This window comes from Modicisalibacter sp. 'Wilcox' (assembly GCF_010993675.1).
Taxonomy (GTDB): domain Bacteria; phylum Pseudomonadota; class Gammaproteobacteria; order Pseudomonadales; family Halomonadaceae; genus Modicisalibacter; species Modicisalibacter tunisiensis.
On sequence record NZ_WNXF01000018.1, the window covers coordinates 13,363 to 31,577 of the forward strand.

The 18,215-nt window shown below is 69.7% G+C and carries 14 protein-coding genes; 9 read left to right on the top strand and 5 right to left on the bottom strand.

What is annotated here, in order from left to right; all coding sequences use genetic code 11:
- Positions 1-4: 4 nt before the first annotated feature.
- Positions 5-1,810, top strand: coding sequence for a TonB-dependent receptor (locus tag G7A98_RS14745; RefSeq protein WP_163650440.1), 1,806 nt, complete (start codon positions 5-7; stop codon positions 1,808-1,810).
- Between the two features lie 98 nt (positions 1,811-1,908).
- The gene (locus G7A98_RS14750) at positions 1,909-3,519 is read left to right on the top strand and encodes a glucan biosynthesis protein D (protein WP_163650441.1); all 1,611 of its coding nucleotides are present in this window, start codon (positions 1,909-1,911) and stop codon (positions 3,517-3,519) included.
- Between the two features lie 32 nt (positions 3,520-3,551).
- Here G7A98_RS14750 and panP read toward each other — a convergent pair whose 3' ends face one another.
- Entirely contained in the window at positions 3,552-5,207 is a 1,656-nt protein-coding gene (panP, locus tag G7A98_RS14755) for a pyridoxal-dependent aspartate 1-decarboxylase PanP (RefSeq protein ID WP_163650442.1), read from the bottom strand.
- A gap of 180 nt (positions 5,208-5,387) precedes the next feature.
- Here panP and G7A98_RS14760 point away from each other — a divergent pair, with 180 nt between their 5' ends.
- The 3 genes from G7A98_RS14760 to cobO are packed head-to-tail and all read left to right on the top strand — an operon-like array spanning position 5,388 to position 7,475.
- Positions 5,388-6,464: a PA0069 family radical SAM protein gene (locus G7A98_RS14760; protein WP_163650443.1), complete on the top strand. Its 1,077-nt coding sequence runs from the start codon at positions 5,388-5,390 to the stop codon at positions 6,462-6,464.
- Between the two features lie 35 nt (positions 6,465-6,499).
- Positions 6,500-6,817 (top strand): winged helix-turn-helix domain-containing protein, encoded by a 318-nt coding sequence (locus tag G7A98_RS14765; RefSeq protein ID WP_163650444.1) that lies wholly within the window; start codon positions 6,500-6,502, stop codon positions 6,815-6,817.
- 58 nt (positions 6,818-6,875) lie between these two features.
- Positions 6,876-7,475 carry a cob(I)yrinic acid a,c-diamide adenosyltransferase gene (gene cobO, locus G7A98_RS14770; protein ID WP_163650445.1) on the top strand — a complete coding sequence of 200 codons (600 nt, stop codon included), beginning with the start codon at positions 6,876-6,878 and terminating at the stop codon, positions 7,473-7,475.
- On the opposite strand, the gene G7A98_RS14775 is transcribed toward cobO, so the two are convergent.
- Complete coding sequence (locus tag G7A98_RS14775) at positions 7,469-8,341, bottom strand: cobalamin-binding protein (protein WP_163650446.1); 873 nt, start codon at positions 8,339-8,341, stop codon at positions 7,469-7,471. The two genes, cobO and G7A98_RS14775, sit on opposite strands and share 7 nt — an antisense overlap.
- A 48-nt stretch (positions 8,342-8,389) precedes the next feature.
- On the opposite strand from G7A98_RS14775, the gene G7A98_RS14780 reads away from it, so the two are divergent.
- The gene (locus G7A98_RS14780; RefSeq protein WP_163650447.1) at positions 8,390-9,163 is read left to right on the top strand and encodes an SIMPL domain-containing protein; all 774 of its coding nucleotides are present in this window, start codon (positions 8,390-8,392) and stop codon (positions 9,161-9,163) included.
- 189 nt (positions 9,164-9,352) lie between these two features.
- On the opposite strand, the gene serS is transcribed toward G7A98_RS14780, so the two are convergent.
- A complete protein-coding gene (gene serS, locus G7A98_RS14785; protein ID WP_163650448.1) occupies positions 9,353-10,633 on the bottom strand; it encodes a serine--tRNA ligase in 1,281 nt (426 codons plus the stop codon).
- Positions 10,634-10,821: 188 nt separating this feature from the next.
- Between serS and G7A98_RS14790 the strand changes: the two genes are divergently transcribed.
- The 3 genes from G7A98_RS14790 to G7A98_RS14800 all read left to right on the top strand — a co-directional run bounded on the left by G7A98_RS14790 (position 10,822) and on the right by G7A98_RS14800 (position 16,308).
- Positions 10,822-13,944, top strand: a complete 3,123-nt coding sequence (locus G7A98_RS14790; protein ID WP_163650449.1) for an FAD-binding and (Fe-S)-binding domain-containing protein — start codon at positions 10,822-10,824, stop codon at positions 13,942-13,944.
- 58 nt (positions 13,945-14,002) lie between these two features.
- Positions 14,003-14,203 (top strand): DUF2905 domain-containing protein, encoded by a 201-nt coding sequence (locus tag G7A98_RS14795; protein WP_163650450.1) that lies wholly within the window; start codon positions 14,003-14,005, stop codon positions 14,201-14,203.
- 266 nt (positions 14,204-14,469) lie between these two features.
- Positions 14,470-16,308, top strand: coding sequence for a sodium:proton antiporter (locus tag G7A98_RS14800; protein WP_163650451.1), 1,839 nt, complete (start codon positions 14,470-14,472; stop codon positions 16,306-16,308).
- 55 nt (positions 16,309-16,363) lie between these two features.
- Here the strand turns inward: G7A98_RS14800 and trpC are convergent, their stop codons facing one another.
- Both trpC and trpD read right to left on the bottom strand, forming a co-directional pair.
- Positions 16,364-17,167, bottom strand: coding sequence for an indole-3-glycerol phosphate synthase TrpC (gene trpC / locus G7A98_RS14805; RefSeq protein WP_163650452.1), 804 nt, complete (start codon positions 17,165-17,167; stop codon positions 16,364-16,366).
- Positions 17,164-18,201: an anthranilate phosphoribosyltransferase gene (gene trpD, locus G7A98_RS14810; RefSeq protein ID WP_163650453.1), complete on the bottom strand. Its 1,038-nt coding sequence runs from the start codon at positions 18,199-18,201 to the stop codon at positions 17,164-17,166. Before trpD ends, trpC begins: the two co-directional genes overlap by 4 nt.
- Positions 18,202-18,215: the final 14 nt, after the last annotated feature.

Genomic DNA, 18,215 nt, shown 5'->3' on the forward strand with positions numbered 1-18,215 from the left:
TTCCATGCCGTTTCGCAAGACCCCGCTGTGGCTCGCCATCGGTGTCACGGTGGCTCCCCTGAGCCAGGCCGACCAGCGCCTGGACACCCTGCAGGTCACCGCCAATCGCCTGCCCCAGACACGTGCCGACGTGCTCGCCAGCACCACTATCATCGACCGCGACGAGATCGAGCGCCTGCAGCCGAACTCCGTGACCGAGCTGCTCCAGGGCCGGGCCGGGGTCGAGCTGGCCCGCAACGGCGCCCGCGGCAACCAGACCAGCCTGTTCCTGCGCGGGACCAATTCCGACCATGCCCTGGTGCTGGTCGACGGGGCGCGCATCGCCTCGGCCACCGACGGCTCGATCAACTGGGAGTTCCTGCCGGTAGCGGCCATCCAGCGCATCGAGATCGTGCGCGGCCCGCGCGCCGCCGCCTACGGGGCCGATGCCATCGGCGGCGTGATCAACATCATCACCCGCCAGGCCGAGACCGGCGGCGAGCACGCGACCCTGGAGCTGCGCGCTGGCGGCGAGCATACTCGGCGCGAGACCGCCTGGTTCAGCGCGACACAGAAGGACACCCGGCTGTCGGCCTTGATCGACCACCAGAGCACCGACGGCTTCTCGGCCCGCGCCGACGGCGGTGACGACGACGGCTTCGACCAGCGCACCGGCAAGCTGGCAATGAGTCACGCCTTCGGCGAGCGAGCCGACCTGGACGTCTCGCTGCTGCGCACCCGCAACGACTACGACTACGACGACTGCGGCTATCCCCCCAGCCAGGACTGCCGAGGCGAGGGCGACCAGCAGGTCCTCTCCGCCTCGCTGACCACGCACAACCGACCGGGCTGGGATACCGAACTGGCCGTCGCCCGGGTCACAGAGAGCCGCGAGCGCTTCATCGACGGCCGTTCATCCGGCGAGACATCGACCCGGCGCAACGAGGCCTCGCTGACCAACCGCCTGTCGGGCGACTGGGGGGAGACCGCGCTCGGCGCCGACGTCCGCGATGCCTCGCTCGACTCGCCGCTGACCTACGCCGAGGACGGCCGCCGCAACTGGGGCGTGTTCGCCAACTGGCACCAGCGCCTGGCCCGCCATCGGCTCTCGGCCGGGATCCGTCACGACGACGACAACCGCTTCGGCGGCGCCACCACCGGCAGCCTCGCCTATGCCTATGCGCTGACCGACGCCCAGCAGATCGGCGCCAGCTACGCCACCGCCTACAAGGCGCCCAGCCTGCTCGACCTCTACGGCCCCTATGGCGCCAACCCCGACCTCGATGCCGAGACCTCGCATACCGGCGAGCTGTTCTGGCGCCTCGACCGCGAGACCTGGGGCCTGTCGGCGACCGCCTTCGACACCCGCATCGACGACCTGATCGACTACGATCCGGCCACCTTCATTCCCTACAATGTCGGCAAGGCCCGCATCCGTGGCGTCGAACTGGCGGGCGACTGGCAGTACGGCGGCTTCACCCTGCACGCCGCCCTGACGCACCAGAACCCCGAGAACCGCGAGACGGGCGAGCGCCTGAAGCGCCGCGCGCGCACCTTCGGCCGCCTCGACGCCGACTACGCGACCGGGGACTGGTCGTTCGGCGCCACCCTGCGCAGCGCCGGCGATCGCCGTGACACGAACGCCGTCACCTTTGCCGACACCACCACCGCCGGCTACGCCGTGATGGACCTGCGCACCACCTGGCGGCTCACGCCCCGCATCGCGCTGTCCGCCAAGCTCGACAATGCGCTGGATCGCGACTATCAGCTCGTCGACGGCTACAACACCCAGGGTCGCTACCTGGAAGGCGGCATCACCCTGCGCCTGTAATGCGGCGGCCGTCATGCGCCCCGGCATGGATTGCCGGGGTCCGGCGGGATTCCTATAGTGAACGTCGATGACGCCTCATCGACTATCAGGGACGACTCATGCATCGACGCGATTTCCTCAAGGCCGCCGGCGCGCTGGGCGGGGCCTTCCTGCCGCTTTCCCGGGTACTGGCGGCGGCGTCCGACGCCGCCCCCGCCGGCACGGGCCAGGGTAGTGCCTTCGACTACGCCTGGCTCAAGGGGCTGGCACGCCACCTCGCCGACCAGCCGCCGCAGGCCGGCGAGACGACCCTGCCCCCCGAGCTGCAGGGCCTGACCTGGGACCAGTACCAGGCGATCCGCTTTCGCAAGGACCACGCCCTGTGGGCCGACGACGCGCAGGCCCGCTATCGTGCCGAGCTGTTTCACCTGGGGCTGTACTTCAAGAAACCGGTCAAGATGCATGAAGTGGTCGACGGTCGGGCGCACGAGATCGCCTACGATCCGGCGATGTTCGACTACGGCGATTCGGGCATCGACGGCGAGGCCCTGCCGAGCGACCTCGGCTTCGCCGGCTTTCGCCTGCTGCATGACGACGACTGGCAGCACGACCGGGTGGCGTTTCTCGGCGCCAGCTACTTCCGCGCCGTCAGCCGCACCCTGCAGTACGGCATGTCGGCCCGCGGCCTGGCGGTCGACACGGGCCTGCCCCGTCCCGAGGAGTTTCCCGACTTCACCCGCTTCTGGCTGGAACGGCCCGCCGCCGGCAGCAACGAGCTGACGGTCTACGCCCTGCTGGAATCACCCAGCATCACCGGGGCCTACCGCTTCGTCATCCGCATCGTCGAGGATGTCACCATGGACGTCGATGCCGCCCTCTATCCGCGTCAGCCGATCGAACGGCTGGGCATCGCGCCGCTGACCAGCATGTACCTGGTCGGCGAGAACGATCGCCAGGCGGACTGGGACTGGCGACCCGAGATCCACGACTCCGACGGCCTGGCGATGCACACCGGTGCCGGCGAGTGGCTGTGGCGACCGCTGGTCAATCCGCCGCACCTGCGCTTCAACGCCTACAGCGACCAGAATCCCAGGGGGTTCGGGCTGCTGCAACGGGATCGCGACTTCGACCACTACCAGGACGACGGCGTGTACTACGATCGGCGCCCCTCGGTGTGGGTCGAACCCCGCGGCGACTGGGGCAAGGGCTCGGTGCAGCTGGTCGAGATCCCCACCCTCGACGAGACCTTCGACAACATCGTCGCCTTCTGGAACCCCGACGCGCCCGTGCAGCCAGGCCAGGAGCTGCTCTACGCCTACCGCCTCTACTGGTGCAACACGCTGCCGTCGCAGCCCGAGCTGGCCCGCTGCGTGGCGACCCGCACCGGGCTCGGCGGCGTGATCGGCCAGAAGCGCGAGTACTTCAGCCGGCGCTTCGTGATCGACTTCCGGGGCGGGCCCTTCCCCTTCGATGCCGACCAGGACGTCAACGTCGTGCCGGTCATCGAGCACAGCGCCGGACGCGTGGAAATCACCTCGGCGCGGCCGCTGCATGCCATCGACGGCTACCGCGCCATGTTCGACCTGGTGCCCCCGGAAACCACCGACCCCATCAACCTGCGCGTCTATCTCAAGGCCGGCGACCAGCCGCTGACCGAGACCTGGCTCTATCAGTGGACGCCGCCCCCCGTCGACGAGCGCGCGCTGCACAACCCCGGGCACCTGTCGTGAGCCATCACGCTGGTCGCCACCCGCCGGCACGCTCACATCCGGCGGCGATGGGTGTCCAGTAGAGCCTTAAGGTTGGCGAAGTCGGCGCTTTCCAGGTGCTCCGCGGCGATCTGGCGTTGCTCCTCGATGAGCTCTCGCAGCACCTGGTCGGTGGTCAGGGGATTGGCCAGCACCACCCGGAAGACGGTGATGGCCTGGCGATCGTGGCTCGCCGGGGTCAGCCGGGTGCGCGACACGAAGGACTTGCCCCGCTCGCGCTGGCGCTTCTGGATGGACTGCGTCATGCGATTCAGCAGGTCGTTGATCCACCGGCGCTGCGCCTCGTCGGCGTCGTGCAACCGCGCCTGAACCCCGGCAGGCGCCCAGCGATAGGTGAGGATGTTGAGTTCCGGCTCGGTGATCAGCTCGAAATCCTCGAGCGCCGCGATCCGGTCGGCGAAGCGTCGCGCCAGTTCGATGCCATTGTCGATCAGCATCGCATAGCCCTGACGACCGATGACCTTCAGGGCCGACTGCACCAGCATCGCCATGCCGGGACGGGAGCCTTCCAGGGTGGTGCTGCCCAGATCCTTGGAGCCCTGCCGAATGATGTACTGGGCATGGTGCTCGATGCTGGCGAGGGCCGACGGCTCGCGGAACAGCACCATGCCCGCCCCCATCGGCACATAGAGCTGCTTGTGGGCGTCGATGGTGACGGAATCGGCGCGCTCGATGCCGGCCAGACGCGGCCGGTAGCGTTCCGAGAACAGTGTCGGACCGCCCCAGGCGGCATCCACGTGGAAGTGAATCCCCTGCTCCGCGGCGATATCGGCCAGGCTGTCCAGCGGGTCGATGTTGCCGGTCTCGGTCGTGCCGGCGATCCCCACCAGCGCGAAGGGCCGTATCCGCTGCCGCTGGAGCCGCTCAATCGTGGCGACCAGGGCATCGGGCCGGATGCGGTTGCGGGCGTCCGTCTCGACGGCCACCATCTGATCACGCCCGATGCCCAGCACATCGGCGGCCTTGGAGAGCGAGTAGTGGCCACGCTCCGAGACCAGCACCGCGGCGCCGTCACAGTCATGGTGACGCAGGGCCGCGAACACCCCGCTGCGGCCGATGCCCGGGAACTCGCCGTCGGGACCGAAGGCCCGGTTGCGGGCGACCCACAGCGCGGTGATATTGGCGATGGTGCCCCCGGAGCAGAAGGCGCCGAGGCGTTCGTCGCTGTGGTGCAGCCAACGGTCATAGAAGGCGTCGGACTGGGCGTAGATCAGCCGATGCAGCATGCCCAGCACCTGGCGCTCCAGCGGCGTGAAGGCCTTGGAGGTCTCGGTCTTCACCAGGTTCTGGTTCAGCGCGATCATGATCTTCGACAGCGGGATCATGAAATAGGGCAACGCCGACGTCATGTGGCCGACGAAGCTGGGCGAGGCGGTATGCACGGATTGCGCGACCACCTTGTCGAGCAGGAACCGGGTCTGGTCGGAGACGAAGACCGGCGCCTCGGGGATGCGGGTATCGTGGAAGTCCCGTTCGATCCTGACCAGGTCGTGCTCTTCCGCGACGATATGCTCCTGCAGGAAGCCGGCGAGATTCGCCGAAATATCCCTGTCCAGACGGTTCAGCGTCGCCCCGGACGCCTCGGGGACGGTGAAGATCCTCAGCAGATTGTCCCAGCTGCTTTCGGCGACCTTTGCTTGCTTGCCCATGGAACCCTGTTGCCTTTGGGGAATGAAAGGGCGGAGCACCGAAGGGGGCCTGAGCCGACCGGTACATCGCCGCGCACACGAGTATTGTAACGCGACAGCCCCATCTCGAGCGCGTTGAACCGGCTGCAGGGTATCGCCATCGCCACTATACTGTATGCAAATGCAGTACAGGAGATCGGCATGGCGACGCCTCCCCGGAATACCGTGGTCCGCAAGGGGCGCGGCGCGACCTGCGATCCGGCCAATCGCTTCTCGCCCACCCACAGCGAGGCCGTGGACGACGGCTGGTGGCAGGAGGCCGTGCCCGAGCGGATCGCCACCACGGTACGCGACGAGCCGGCGAAGAGCGCGCTGTCATGGAACCGCTCGCCGGACCTGCCCTTTGATCGCTCGCTCAATCCCTATCGCGGCTGCGAGCACGGCTGCATCTACTGCTACGCCCGCCCCAGCCACGCCTACTGGGACCTGTCGCCGGGAATCGACTTCGAGACCCGGTTGATCGCCCGCAGCGGCCTCGTCGAACGCCTTCGCGACGAGCTGTGCCGGCCCGGCTACGTCTGCCGCCCCATCAACCTGTCGGGCAACACCGACTGCTACCAGCCGCTGGAGGCGCAGCGGGGTACCACGCGTGACGTGCTCGAGCTGCTGCTGGAATCTCGCCATCCGGTGACCCTGGTGACCAAGAGCGCGCTGATCCTGCGCGACCGCGAGCTGCTCGCGGCGATGGCCGAGCACCGTCTGGTGCGGGTGTTCGTCAGCCTGACCAGCCTCGACGACGACCTCAAGCGGACCCTGGAGCCGCGCACCGCCTCGCCGGCGGCACGACTCAGGGTGATGCGCGAGCTGAGCGCCGCGGGGGTGCCGATCGGGGCGCTGATCTCGCCGCTGATCCCGGGGCTCAACGACCACGAGCTGGAACGCCTGCTGGAAGCCGTCGCCGACGCCGGTGCCCGCAGCGCCGCCTGGATGCTGCTGCGCCTGCCCCACGAGGTGGCACCACTGTTCGAGGACTGGCTGGCCAGCCACTATCCCGAGCGCGCCGCCAGGGTGATGAGCCTGCTCCGTCAGTGTCGCGGCGGCGCCGACCACGACGCCCGCTTCGGGCGGCGCCTGCGTGGCGAGGGTGTCTTCGCCGACCTGCTGGCCCAGCGCTTCCGCCGGGCCAGCCGGCGCCTCGGCCTGGACGGACACGCCGCGATGGGCCTCGACACGTCGGCGTTTCGCCCGCCCCATCGCCAGGGCGACCTGTTCGGGTAACATGGGCAGCGGCCAACGACGACCCGGAGATGCCCATGACCGTCAGCAAGACCCGCAGCAGTTTCTATCGCCGGCTCTACGTCGCCTACCTGATCGACAGCGGGCTCGCCGACAGCGTGCCGGCACTGACCCGGGCCACCGGCATGCCCCGCCGCACGGCGCAGGACACCCTGGCGGCCCTCGCCGACCTGGATATCGTCTGCGACTTCGAGCAGGCGCCCGGCGAGCGCCACCGCACCGGCCGCCACGTGATCCGTGACTGGGGGCCGATCGACCCCGGCTGGGTCGCGCAACACCACGACCACCTGCGCCGCGTGCTCGGCTATCCCGAGCCGTCGACTGACGCCGGCTGACGCGAAACCGCGGCTCGCGTAGGCTTGCCCCGACCCATCCATCGTGTACTGAGGCCCCATGACCGATCGCGACACCCGCCATCGCAACTCGATGCAGAAACTCAAGACCCACGTCGACGAGCGCATCGCCGCCGCCAATGAACAACGCGGCCTGCTGCTGGTTTTCACCGGCAACGGCAAGGGCAAGACCACCGCCGCCTGGGGCACCGTCACCCGGGCGCTGGGCTACGGCTACCGGGTCGGCGTGGTGCAGTTCATCAAGGGTCAGTGGGAATGCGGCGAGCGCGAACGGCTGGCCGAGGATCCCAACCTGGAGGTGGCGATCATGGCCACCGGCTTCACCTGGGAGACCCAGAACCGCGAGAGCGACACCCGCGCCTGTCGCGAAGTCTGGCAGCAGGCAGAGCGCCTGCTGCGCGACCCCGACGTCTACCTGGTGGTCCTCGACGAGATCACCTACATGCTCAAGTTCGGCTATCTGGACATCGCCACGGTGGAACGTGCCCTGCGGGAGCGCCCCGCGGAGCAGACGGTGATCGTCACCGGCCGCAATGCCCATCGCGAACTGATCGACATGGCCGACACGGTCACCGAGATGCGCGACGTCAAGCACGCCTTCGACGCCGGCATCCAGGCCCGCCGCGGCATCGACTACTGAGCGGTGGCGGCCTCGGCCAGCACCCTGCAGACCTGCGCCATGCCCTCGAGCAGGCGCGGCCCGGGGCGGCTGATTTCGTCGGGGTCGAGGGTATAGAGATGGCCGTCGCGCACCGCCGGCAGCGTCGTCCAGCGCTGCCAGGCGGCCTGCCAGGCATCGTCGTCGCCGGCCGCGAGAATCACCGTCGGCCGCGCGGCCAGCAGGGCCTCGCGGCTGACCTGCGGCACCAGTACCGGCGAATCGGCGAACAGCGGCTGCCCGCCGCAGGCGCGGATCACCTGGGTGATGATCTGCCCGTCCCCGAGCGTGGTCAGGGGCGCGGACGCCACTTGGTAGAAGACCCGCGGCGGCCGGGCGAAGTGCTGGCGCAACTCGGCCAGGCGCGCCGCGAAACGCTCGGCCCGCGCCTCGCCCCGGTCCGCGCGCCCGGTCAGCCGACCCAGCTCGCGCAGCTCCTCGGGAATATCCGAGAGGTGACGCGGCTCGCTGGCGTAGACGGGAATGCCCAGCCCGCGCAGGCGTGCGGTCACGGCATGCGGCGTGCCGCTCAGCCAGCTCACCACCAGATCGGGCCGCCGGCTCAGGATCGCTTCCAGCGAAATACCCTGATAGCTGCCGACCCGCGGCAGGGCCTGCGCCGCGGGCGGATAGTCGCTGCCCGCGATCACGCCGCTCAGGGCCTCGCCGGCGCCCACCGCATAGAGCAGCTCCACGGCGTGGGGCGCCAGGGCGACGATGCGTGTCGCCGGCGCTTCGAGCGTCACCGGCTCGCCCCGGGCGTCCGTCACGCTGATGGCGGCCTCGGCCGAGCCGAGCCGACACAGCGCGAACAGCACCAGCAGACAAGTGAACCGTGCAAACCGCATGATGGCGTATCCTTGTGCGCCCCCGACACTCATTCGACAGGAGGTTCCATGCCCCCGCTTTCCTGGCTGCGCATCACGGCGGCCGCCGCCCTGATCGGCACTGCCGTCGCCGCTCACGCCCAGACACCGACCCGCGACGACGGCCTGAGCGTCGAGGCCCGCGCCACGCTCAACGTGGCGCCGGACACGGCGACCCTCGACGCCCGCCTGTGGGAACGCACGCCGGCCGTGCCCCGCAGCACCGCGCAATCAACCGACCCCGAGGCACTCGCCGAGGCTCGGCAGCGCCTGGAGGCACGCATCGCCGAGGTGATCCGCACGCTGGAGGTCAAGGGCGTTTCCAGCCGGGCCATTCAGGCCGGCTCGCTGAGCGTGCACCCCGACTATTTGCCGGCAGCGAGCCGGGACGGCGACGCCGAACCCCGGGTCCGCACCCAGCTCGAACGGCCGATCACGATCCACCTGGACACGCTGTCGCGGCTGCCCATCGTGCTGGACATCCTCACCGGGGCCGGCGTCGACGCCCTCGACGGCGTCACCTACGACCTCGCCGATCGTGACGCCGCCGCCGACCAGGCCCTGCAGCGTGCCATCGACAAGGCGCGTCACAAGGCGCAGCTGATGGCGCAGCGCCTGGGCATCGCGCTGGGGCCGGTGGTGCGCGTCGCGGAAACCACCGCCCCCGACGTGCAGCCCCGCACCCTGGCGATGCGGGCCGAGGCGGCACAGGCCAAGGGTGGCAGCGAATACCGCGCGGGCGAGATCGAGATCGATGCCGGGGTGGCGGTCACCTGGGCGATCGCCGGCCCCGACGGCGAGTGACGCCATTGCCCGACAGCAAGCTTAGAGCACGTTCCAAACTTTCAGCATAATGGGCGCCGGGGGACAAGGCGAAGCGAGGGTCCTTTGCCATGGATGGCAAAGGTAGCGCCCAGGGAAGGGTTTATAGCGCCCTCGCAAAGCCTTGCCGCCGGAAAAGCCCATGCCGTCTAGTGATTGTGAAAGAAGCTTTTAATCAGTATTGATGACCTCGAGCCCGCCCAGGTAGCCGCGCAGAACGTCCGGAACCCGGATCGAGCCGTCGGCCTGCTGGTTGTTCTCGAGCACCGCCAGCAGGCAGCGCCCCACGGCCAGGCCGGAGCCATTCAGGGTATGCAGCAGCTGCGGCTTCTTGTGCTCCGGACGGCGGAAGCGGGCCTGCATGCGCCTCGCCTGGAAGTCCTCGCAGTTGGAAACCGACGATATCTCGCGGTAGGTCTGCTGGCTGGGCAGCCAGACCTCGAGGTCGTAGGTCTTGGCGGCGCCGAAGCCCATGTCGCCGGCGCACAGGGTGACCACCCGATACGGCAGCTCCAGCGCCTGCAGGATCGCCTCGGCATGGCCGCGCATCTCCTCCAGAGCGTCGTAGCTGGTCTCGGGGTCGACCATCTGCACCATCTCGACCTTGTCGAACTGGTGCTGGCGGATCATGCCGCGGGTGTCCTTGCCGTAGGCGCCCGCCTCGCTGCGGAAGCACGGCGTGTGCGCGGTCAGCCGCACCGGCAGCTCGCGGGCCTCGAAGATGTGGTCGCGGGCGAAGTTGGTCAGCGGCACCTCGGCGGTGGGAATCAGGTAATAGTCGCTCTCCCCCTCGAGGCGGAACAGGTCCTCGCCGAACTTGGGCAGCTGGCCGGTCCCGGTCAGCGAGTCGCGGTTGACGATGTAGGGGACATAGCACTCCTCGTAGCCATGCTCGAGGGTCTGGCGGTCGAGCATGAACTGCACGAGCGCCCGGTGCAGCCGCGCGATCGGCCCGCGCATCACCGCGAAGCGCGAGCCGGTCAGCTTGGCGGCCATCTCGAAATCCAGATAGCCGTGCCGGGCCCCTAGGTCGACGTGATCCTGAACCGGGAAGTCGAACGTCGGCGGCGTGCCCCAGCGATGCAGCTCGACGTTGTCGGCCTCGTCGTTGCCTTCCGGCACGCTCGCGTGGGGCAGGTTGGGCAGGCTCGCCAGCAGGGCGTCCAGCTCGGCGTGGACCTCGGCGAGGCGCGACTTGGCGGCATCCAGCCGGTCCCCCAGGTCGCTGACCTCGTCGAGCAGCGGCTGGATGTCCTCGCCGGCCGCCTTGGCCTTGCCGATCGCCTTGGAGCGCGTGTTGCGCTCGTTCTGGAGCTGTTCGGTTTCGGTCTGCAGCGTGCGGCGCTGGCTCTCCAGCGCCTCGAACTGCGCGGTATCCAGCGTGAAGCCTCGCTTGGCCAAGCGTTGCGCCACGTCTTCGAGGTCACTGCGAAGCAGTTTGGGATCGAGCATGGGTGCCTTTTCCGTTGACGAATCCAGTCATGATAGAGGGCGAACCCGCCGCGGCGGGTCCGGCAAGGGCTGACATTGTAAGGAAAAGCGCTCCCCGCCGCGACCGGCACGCGGATGCGGACAGGGGCGATCTCGGGTAAGGTAGAATACTCTCCCGACTCCTTCGCATCCCCGACCCGACGACCAACATGATCGCACGACTGGACCCCGCTTCCCGGACCGGTGCGCGTTACGTGGCCTTCCTCGACGCCCTGCGCGAGGCCGGCTTCACCGGCGACATCGCGCCGGACTACGCCGACCGCACCGTGCTCGCCACCGACAACTCGATCTACCAGCGCCTGCCCCAGGCGGTGCTCTACCCGCGCGACGCCGAGGATCTCGAACGCATCGCCCGGCTCGCCGCGCGCGAGGAGTTCCACGAGATCGTCCTCGCCCCGCGCGGCGGCGGCACCGGCACCAACGGTCAGTCGCTCACCGACGGGCTGGTCATCGACGTCTCGAAGCACATGAACCGCATCCTCGAGATCGACGTCGCCAATCGCCGCGTCCGCGTGCAGGCCGGCGTGGTCAAGGACCAGCTCAACGCCGCCCTCAAGCCCCACGGCTTGTTCTTCGCGCCGGAGCTGTCCACCTCCAACCGGGCGACGATCGGCGGCATGATCTCCACCGATGCCAGCGGCCAGGGCAGCTGCGAGTACGGCAAGACCCGCGATCACGTGCTCGCCCTGAACGTGGTGCTGCGGGGCGGCGAGCGCCTGGAGAGCCAGCCGGTGGACGACGCGGAGCTCGCGGCGCTGTGCGAGCGCGACGGCATCGTCGGCGACGTGCACCGCACCGCCCGCGAGATCATCGACACCCGGCGCGAGGCAATCGCCGCCACCTTTCCGCCGCTCAACCGCTGCCTGACCGGCTATGACCTGGCGCACCTGCGCACCAAGGACGGCCGCTTCGACCTCAACAGCGTGCTGTGCGGCTCGGAGGGCTCCCTCGCCCTTCTCGCCGAAGCGACCCTCAACGTGCTGCCGATTCCGGCCCACTCGACACTGGTCAATGTCCGTTACGCCGGCTTCATGGACGCCCTGCGCGACGCCAAGGCACTGATGGCCGCCTCGGCGGCCCCCACCTCGATCGAGACCGTCGACGACCGGGTGCTGCTGCTGGCCATGCAGGACTTCGTCTGGGACAGCGTCGCCGAGTTCTTTCCCACCGGCGAGGCCGGCGCGCCGGCGGTGCGCGGCATCAACCTGATCGAGTTCAACGACGACGACCCCGCACGCCTGGCCGCGCGGGTCGCCGACTTCTGCGCGCACCTCGAGGCCGACGCCAGCGTCGAGCGCCTGGGTTATACCCTCGCCGAGGGCCGCGAGCAGATCGGGCGCGTCTATGCCATGCGCAAGCGCTCGGTGGGCCTGCTGGGCAACGTGCAGGGCGAGAAGCGCCCGATCCCGTTCGTCGAGGACACCGCGGTGCCCCCCGAGCACCTGGCCGACTACATCGCCGAGTTCCGTGACCTGCTCGACGGCCACGGCCTGAGCTACGGCATGTTCGGCCACGTCGACGCCGGGGTGCTCCACGTGCGCCCGGCGATCGACATGAAGGATCCCGAGCAGGCCGCGCTGATCCGGCCGATCTCCGACGCCGTAGCGGCACTGACCCGCAAGTACCACGGCCTGCTGTGGGGCGAGCACGGCAAGGGCGTGCGCTCGGAATATGCGCCGAAATTCTTCGGCGATCTCTACCCCAGTCTGCAGCGCCTCAAGGGCGCCTTCGACCCGCACAACCAGCTCAACCCCGGCAAGATCGCCACCCCGCTGGCCGAGCCGGCGAGCGGTGAACGCATCGCCGTGCAGTCGGTCGACCCGGGCCTGCTGCGCATCGACGGCGTGCCGACCCGCGGCGAGCACGACCGCCAGATCGACGAGCGCGTCTGGCAGGCCCACGGCGAGGCGGTGTACTGCAACGGCAACGGCGCCTGCTACAACTACGACCCCGATGACGCCATGTGCCCGTCGTGGAAGGCGACGCGCGATCGCGTCCACTCGCCCAAGGGGCGCGCCAGCCTGATGCGTGAATGGCTGCGCCTGCAGGGCAACGCCGGGGTCGACGTGCTGGACGAGTCACGCCGCACGCGCCACGAAGGCGCCTGGGGCTTCGTGCGCGGCTTCCCGAAGCGCCTCGCCAACACCCTGGCGGCGCGGCGCGGCGAGCCGGACGTGTCCCATCAGGTCTACGACGCCATGGCCGGCTGCCTGGCCTGCAAGTCCTGCGCCGGGCAGTGCCCGGTGAAGGTCAGCGTGCCCACCTTCCGTTCGCAGTTCCTGGAGATCTACCACGGCCGCTACCTGCGGCCGGTGCGCGACTACCTGATCGGCGGGCTGGAGTTCCTCGTGCCCTACCTGCGCCCGGTGGCGCCGCTCTACAACGCCCTGCTCGACACCCGCCTGGTGGATCGCCTGCTGGCCGGACCGATCGGCATGGTCGACAGCCCGCGGCTGTCGCGGGCGAACCTCGCCAGGCAGCTCAAGGCCTGGGGCATCGCCGAGGCCACGCCGACCACGCTGGGCCGGCTCACCGAGGCTCAGAAGGCGCGCAGCGTGGTCCTCGTCCAGGACGCCTTCACCAGCCACTTCGAGGCCAAGCTGGTGATGGACATCGTCGAGCTGCTCGGCCGGCTCGACATCCGCGTGTTCGTCGCGCCCTTCGCGCCCAACGGCAAGCCGCTGCACGTCCAGGGCTTCCTGGGTGCCTTCGCGCGCACCGCCGAGAAGCAGGCCCGGCGCCTGTCGACGCTCGCCGAGTTCGGCGTGCCGCTGGTGGGCATCGACCCGGCGATGACGCTCACCTACCGCCAGGAGTACGTCAAGGCGCTGGGCGCCGCGGCCGTCCCCGAGGTCAAGCTGCTTCAGGAGTGGCTGCTCGACCTGCCCGACGCGGCACTGCCCGAGCCCGTCATCCACGACGACCCCGGCTTCCGGCTGCTGACCCACTGTACCGAGGCCACCAATGCCCCGGGCAGCCCCAAAGCCTGGCAACGGCTGTTCGCCCGCTTCGGCCTGCAGCTCGAACCGCTGGCCACCGGCTGCTGCGGCATGTCCGGCACCTACGGTCACGAGGCCCGCAACCGCGAGACCTCGGAAGCCGTCTACGACCTCTCCTGGCGCGCACGGGTCGAGGACCCGGCCAACGCCGGACGCCTGCTGGCCACCGGCTACTCCTGCCGCAGCCAGGCCCGGCGCCTGTCGGATACGGCGCTGCCGCATCCGCTGCAGGGCTTGCTGATCACCCTCAAGCGCCAGCATCATCCGGCATGAGACACCGGCGGGGCCGCTCGGCCCCGTCGCTTCACGACACGCCGTAGCGGAGGTCGCCATGTCACGGACCCTGATCCTGATCGGCCTGGGCATCGTCGTCGCCGGACTGCTCTGGCCGTGGCTGTCGAAGCTGCCGCTGGGTCGCCTGCCCGGGGACCTGCTGATCCGGCGCGAACACGTCACCCTCTACATTCCCGTGACCACCATGGTGCTGATCAGCGCGATCCTGTCGCTGCTGGTCTGGCTCTTTCATCGCTAACCCTGTCGCCAATGCAGGACAAGCGCAGTTGGCTCGGGCCAGGGGCGCCGGGGACAGCTCGAAGAGGGGGTCCTGCGCCATGGATGGCGCAGGTAGCGCCCATGGAGGGATTCACAGCGCCCCCTCGCAGAGCTGTCGACGGATCAGACCCTGGCGACGACACGAACTACGCTAGCCTTGGTTGTCACCGCCGCGCGATTGCGCCCTGCCCGGCGGCCGGTTAGGCTGCGCGCTCGTTCTGCTCGCCACACCGGGGAACCGTCATCATGCAGCATCCCGCCCTCGTGCTGACCGGCATCGGCCTGCTGGCGCTCGCCTGCCAGTGGCTCGCCTGGCGCCTGCGCCTGCCGGCCATACTGCCCCTGCTGATCGGCGGCATCGCCGCGGGCCCGGTCACCGGCCTGCTCGAGCCCGATGCCCTGCTTGGCGAGCTGCTGTTTCCGCTGGTCTCGCTGGCGGTCGCGGTGATCCTCTTCGAGGGCAGCCTGACGCTGGACTTCAAGGACCTGCGCGGCCACGGCCACACGGTACGCCGACTGGTGATGTGGGGCGCGCTGGTCACCGCGGTGATCGGCGCACTGGCCGCGCACGGGATTCTCGGCCTCGACTGGCCGATGGCCAGCGTGCTGGGCGCGGTGCTGGTGGTCACGGGGCCGACCGTGGTCCTGCCCCTGCTGCAGACGCTGCGCGCCCGCACCCACCTGACGCAGATCCTGCGCTGGGAGGGCATCCTGATCGACCCGGTGGGCGCGATCGGCGCCGTGCTGGTCTACGAGTTCGTGGCCCTGGGACTCGCCCAGGGCGCGATCACCCACACCCTGGTGCTGTTCGGCAAGACGCTGTTCATCGGCTTCGGCCTGGGCATGATCGGCGGCTACCTGTGGGGGCTGGTGCTGCGCCATCACTGGCTGCCCCAGCGGCTGCACAGCTTCGGCACGCTGATGACCATGCTCGGGCTGTTCACGGTCTCCAACCAGCTCTTCCACGAATCGGGGCTGCTCACCGTGACGGTGATGGGCGTGTGGCTGGCCAACATGCGCGCCGTGCCCACCCAGCAGATCATCGAGTTCAAGGAGACGCTCTCGGTGCTGCTGATCTCGGGGCTGTTCATCCTGCTGGCCGCGCGGCTGACCACCGACCAGCTGGCCTCGCTGTCGTGGTCGGCGTGGGGCTACCTGATCGTGCTGGTGTGGGTCGCCCGCCCGCTGGCGGTCTGGCTGTGCACCCTGGGCAGCGGCCTGCACTGGCGCGAGAAGGCGCTGCTGGCATGGCTGTCCCCCCGCGGCATCGTCGCCGCCGCGGTGGCCTCGCTGTTCGCCATCAAGCTCGAGGACGCCGGGGTCGCCGACGCCGACCGGCTGGTACCGATCACCTTCCTGGTGATCATCAGCACCGTGGTGGTGCAGAGCCTGCTGTCGCGGCCGATCGCCCGGTTGCTCGGGGTCAGCGAACCACCGCCCTCGGGCTTTCTGATCCTCGGCGCCAATCCCCTGGCCCGCGCCGTGGCCCGCGCGCTGACCGATGCCGGCTTCGCGGTGCGCCTGGCCGACACCAACTGGGACGCCGTGCAGGAGGCCCGCATGGCCGGCCTGCCGGTCTACTACGGCAATCCGCTGTCGGAGCACGCCGCCCAGCACCTGGAGCTGACCGGCATCGGCCACCTGCTGCCGCTGTCGCCCTACCGGGAACTCAACAACCTGGCGGCCCTGCACTTCGAGCACCTGCTCGGCCACGGCCGGGTCTTCCGCCTGGCCGAGCACGATGACGCCGGCGCCCACCGCCACCGCGAACAGGCACTGGCCCATCTGCCGCTGCTGTTCGCCGACGACGCCACCTACGCGCGGCTGTCCAGCCTGATCGCCGGCGGCGCCGAGCTGCGCAGTGCCCGGCTCAGCGAGTCCTTCACCATCGACGACTATCGCGCGATCCATGACGATCGCCTGCTGCCGCTGTTCTGCATCGGCCAGGGCGGTCGCCTGCGTGTCGCCAGCGACCGCCAGCCTCTCGCGCCCCGGGCGGGCGAGACGCTGATCAGCCTGATCTTCCCCGACTCACCGGAATACGCCCCGGAACGGGACGACCGGCGCTCGGCGCAGCGCGCCTGAAACGCCGCGGCCGCCCACGAGGGGCGGCCGACAGCAGGCGCCAGGGTGGCGCGGCTCAGAAGAACAGCCGGCGCAGCGCGGCGCCGGGGTCAGCCTCGCGCATGAAGGCCTCGCCCACCAGGAAACCGTTGACCCCGTGCTCGCGCATGTGCTCCACGTCGCCCCGGGTGTGAATGCCCGACTCGGTGACCACGGTCACGCCCTCGGGCACCCGCGACAGCAGCTGGAAGGTCGTGTCGAGGCTGGTCTCGAAGGTGCGCAGGTCGCGATTGTTGATGCCCACCAGCGCCAGGTCCAGGGTCAGCGCCCGTTCCAGTTCCAGGGCGTCGTGCACCTCGACCAGCACGTCCATGCCCAGCGCCTGCGCCTGCTGGTGCAGGTCCTTGAGTTGCGCATCGTCGAGCGCCGCCACGATCAGCAGGATGCAGTCGGCGCCGATCGCCCGCGCCTCGCTGACCTGGTAGCCGTTGACGATGAAGTCCTTGCGGATCACCGGCAGCGAGCAGGCCGCGCGGGCCGACTGCAGGTACGCCTCACAGCCCTGGAAGTAGTCGGCATCGGTCAGCACCGACAGGCAGCTGGCGCCGGCCTCGGCATAGGCGCGGGCGATGGCCTCCGGGTCGAACGCCTCGCGGATCACGCCCTTGGAGGGCGAGGCCTTCTTGACCTCGGCGATGACCGCCGGGTCGCCGTCGTCGATGGCGCGCTGCAGCGCGGCGGTGAAGCCGCGCGGCGCCGACTGGCCCGCGGCCTGTTCGAGCAGGGTCGCTTCGCTGACCCGGGCGCGCCGTTCGGCGATCTCCTCTTCCTTGCGGGCCAGGATTCGCGCCAGGATGGTCGGCAGGTTGGACGGACTCATGACACCTCCCCGCCCTGGTCGGCGAACACGCGTGTGAAGTTGGCCAGTTCCCGCATCTTCTCCAGCGCCAGGCCGCTGCCCATGGCATCCTGGGCCATGGCCACCCCCTCGGCGATGCTGTCGGCGATGTCGCCGGCGTAGAGGGCCGCCCCGGCGTTGAGCGCGACGATGTCCGCCGCCTCGCCCTCGCCGGCGAGCGCCTCGCGGACCAGCCGCAGGCTGTCCTCCGCGGTCACCACCTTGAGCGGCCCCAGCGACTGGCGTTCGATGCCGAAGTCCTCGGGGGCGATGGTGTACTCGTGGATCTCGCCGTCACGCAGCTCGGCCACCCGGGTCGGCGCCGCCAGCGAGATCTCGTCGAGCCCGTCCTCGGCATGCACGACCAGCACGTGGCGGCTGCCCAGGCGCTTGACCGCCTCGGCCATCAGCGGCACCAGCTCGGGCTGGTAGACGCCCAGCAACTGGTGCAGGGCGCCCGCCGGGTTGGTCAACGGCCCCAGGATGTTGAAGACCGTGCGCACCCCCATCTCGCGACGCGGGCCGATGGCATGGCGCATCGCCGGATGGTGCATGGGCGCGAACATGAAGCCCACGCCCACCTCCTCGATGCAGCGCGCCACCTCGACCGGCCGCAGGTCGATCTTGATGCCCGCCACGTCGAACAGGTCGGCGCTGCCCGAGGAGGAGGAGACGCTGCGGTTGCCGTGCTTGGCGACATGGCCGCCGGCCGCCGCCACCACGAAGCTCGATGCCGTCGACACGTTGAACAGGTTGGCGCCGTCGCCGCCGGTGCCGACGATATCCACCACGTCCGGCAGGCCGACCGGCACCGGCAGCATCAGCTCGCGCATGACCTGGGCGGCGGCCGCCAGCTCGTCGACCGTTTCCCCCTTCATCGACAGGCCGATCAGGAAGCCGCCGACCTGGGCGTCCGTCGCCTCGCCGGTCATGATCAGGTTCATCACCGCGTGGGTCTCGGTGTAGCTCAGATGGCGCCCGCGCATCACCGCGTCGATGGCTTCTCGCATCTGCATGTTGTGTTCCCCCT

Bases quoted from the DNA above. Each gene is read 5' to 3' on its own strand.
- trpC (WP_163650452.1), bottom strand. From the start codon at position 17,167: ATGAGTCCGTCCAACCTGCCGACCATCCTGGCGCGAATCCTGGCCCGC.
- serS (WP_163650448.1), bottom strand. From the start codon at position 10,633: ATGCTCGATCCCAAACTGCTTCGCAGTGACCTCGAAGACGTGGCGCAA.
- G7A98_RS14790 (WP_163650449.1), top strand. From the start codon at position 10,822: ATGATCGCACGACTGGACCCCGCTTCCCGGACCGGTGCGCGTTACGTG.
- G7A98_RS14800 (WP_163650451.1), top strand. From the start codon at position 14,470: ATGCAGCATCCCGCCCTCGTGCTGACCGGCATCGGCCTGCTGGCGCTC.
- G7A98_RS14795 (WP_163650450.1), top strand. From the start codon at position 14,003: ATGTCACGGACCCTGATCCTGATCGGCCTGGGCATCGTCGTCGCCGGA.
- G7A98_RS14760 (WP_163650443.1), top strand. From the start codon at position 5,388: ATGGCGACGCCTCCCCGGAATACCGTGGTCCGCAAGGGGCGCGGCGCG.
- G7A98_RS14750 (WP_163650441.1), top strand. From the start codon at position 1,909: ATGCATCGACGCGATTTCCTCAAGGCCGCCGGCGCGCTGGGCGGGGCC.
- panP (WP_163650442.1), bottom strand. From the start codon at position 5,207: ATGGGCAAGCAAGCAAAGGTCGCCGAAAGCAGCTGGGACAATCTGCTG.
- G7A98_RS14780 (WP_163650447.1), top strand. From the start codon at position 8,390: ATGCCCCCGCTTTCCTGGCTGCGCATCACGGCGGCCGCCGCCCTGATC.
- G7A98_RS14775 (WP_163650446.1), bottom strand. From the start codon at position 8,341: ATGCGGTTTGCACGGTTCACTTGTCTGCTGGTGCTGTTCGCGCTGTGT.
- cobO (WP_163650445.1), top strand. From the start codon at position 6,876: ATGACCGATCGCGACACCCGCCATCGCAACTCGATGCAGAAACTCAAG.
- G7A98_RS14765 (WP_163650444.1), top strand. From the start codon at position 6,500: ATGACCGTCAGCAAGACCCGCAGCAGTTTCTATCGCCGGCTCTACGTC.
- trpD (WP_163650453.1), bottom strand. From the start codon at position 18,201: ATGCAGATGCGAGAAGCCATCGACGCGGTGATGCGCGGGCGCCATCTG.
- G7A98_RS14745 (WP_163650440.1), top strand. From the start codon at position 5: ATGCCGTTTCGCAAGACCCCGCTGTGGCTCGCCATCGGTGTCACGGTG.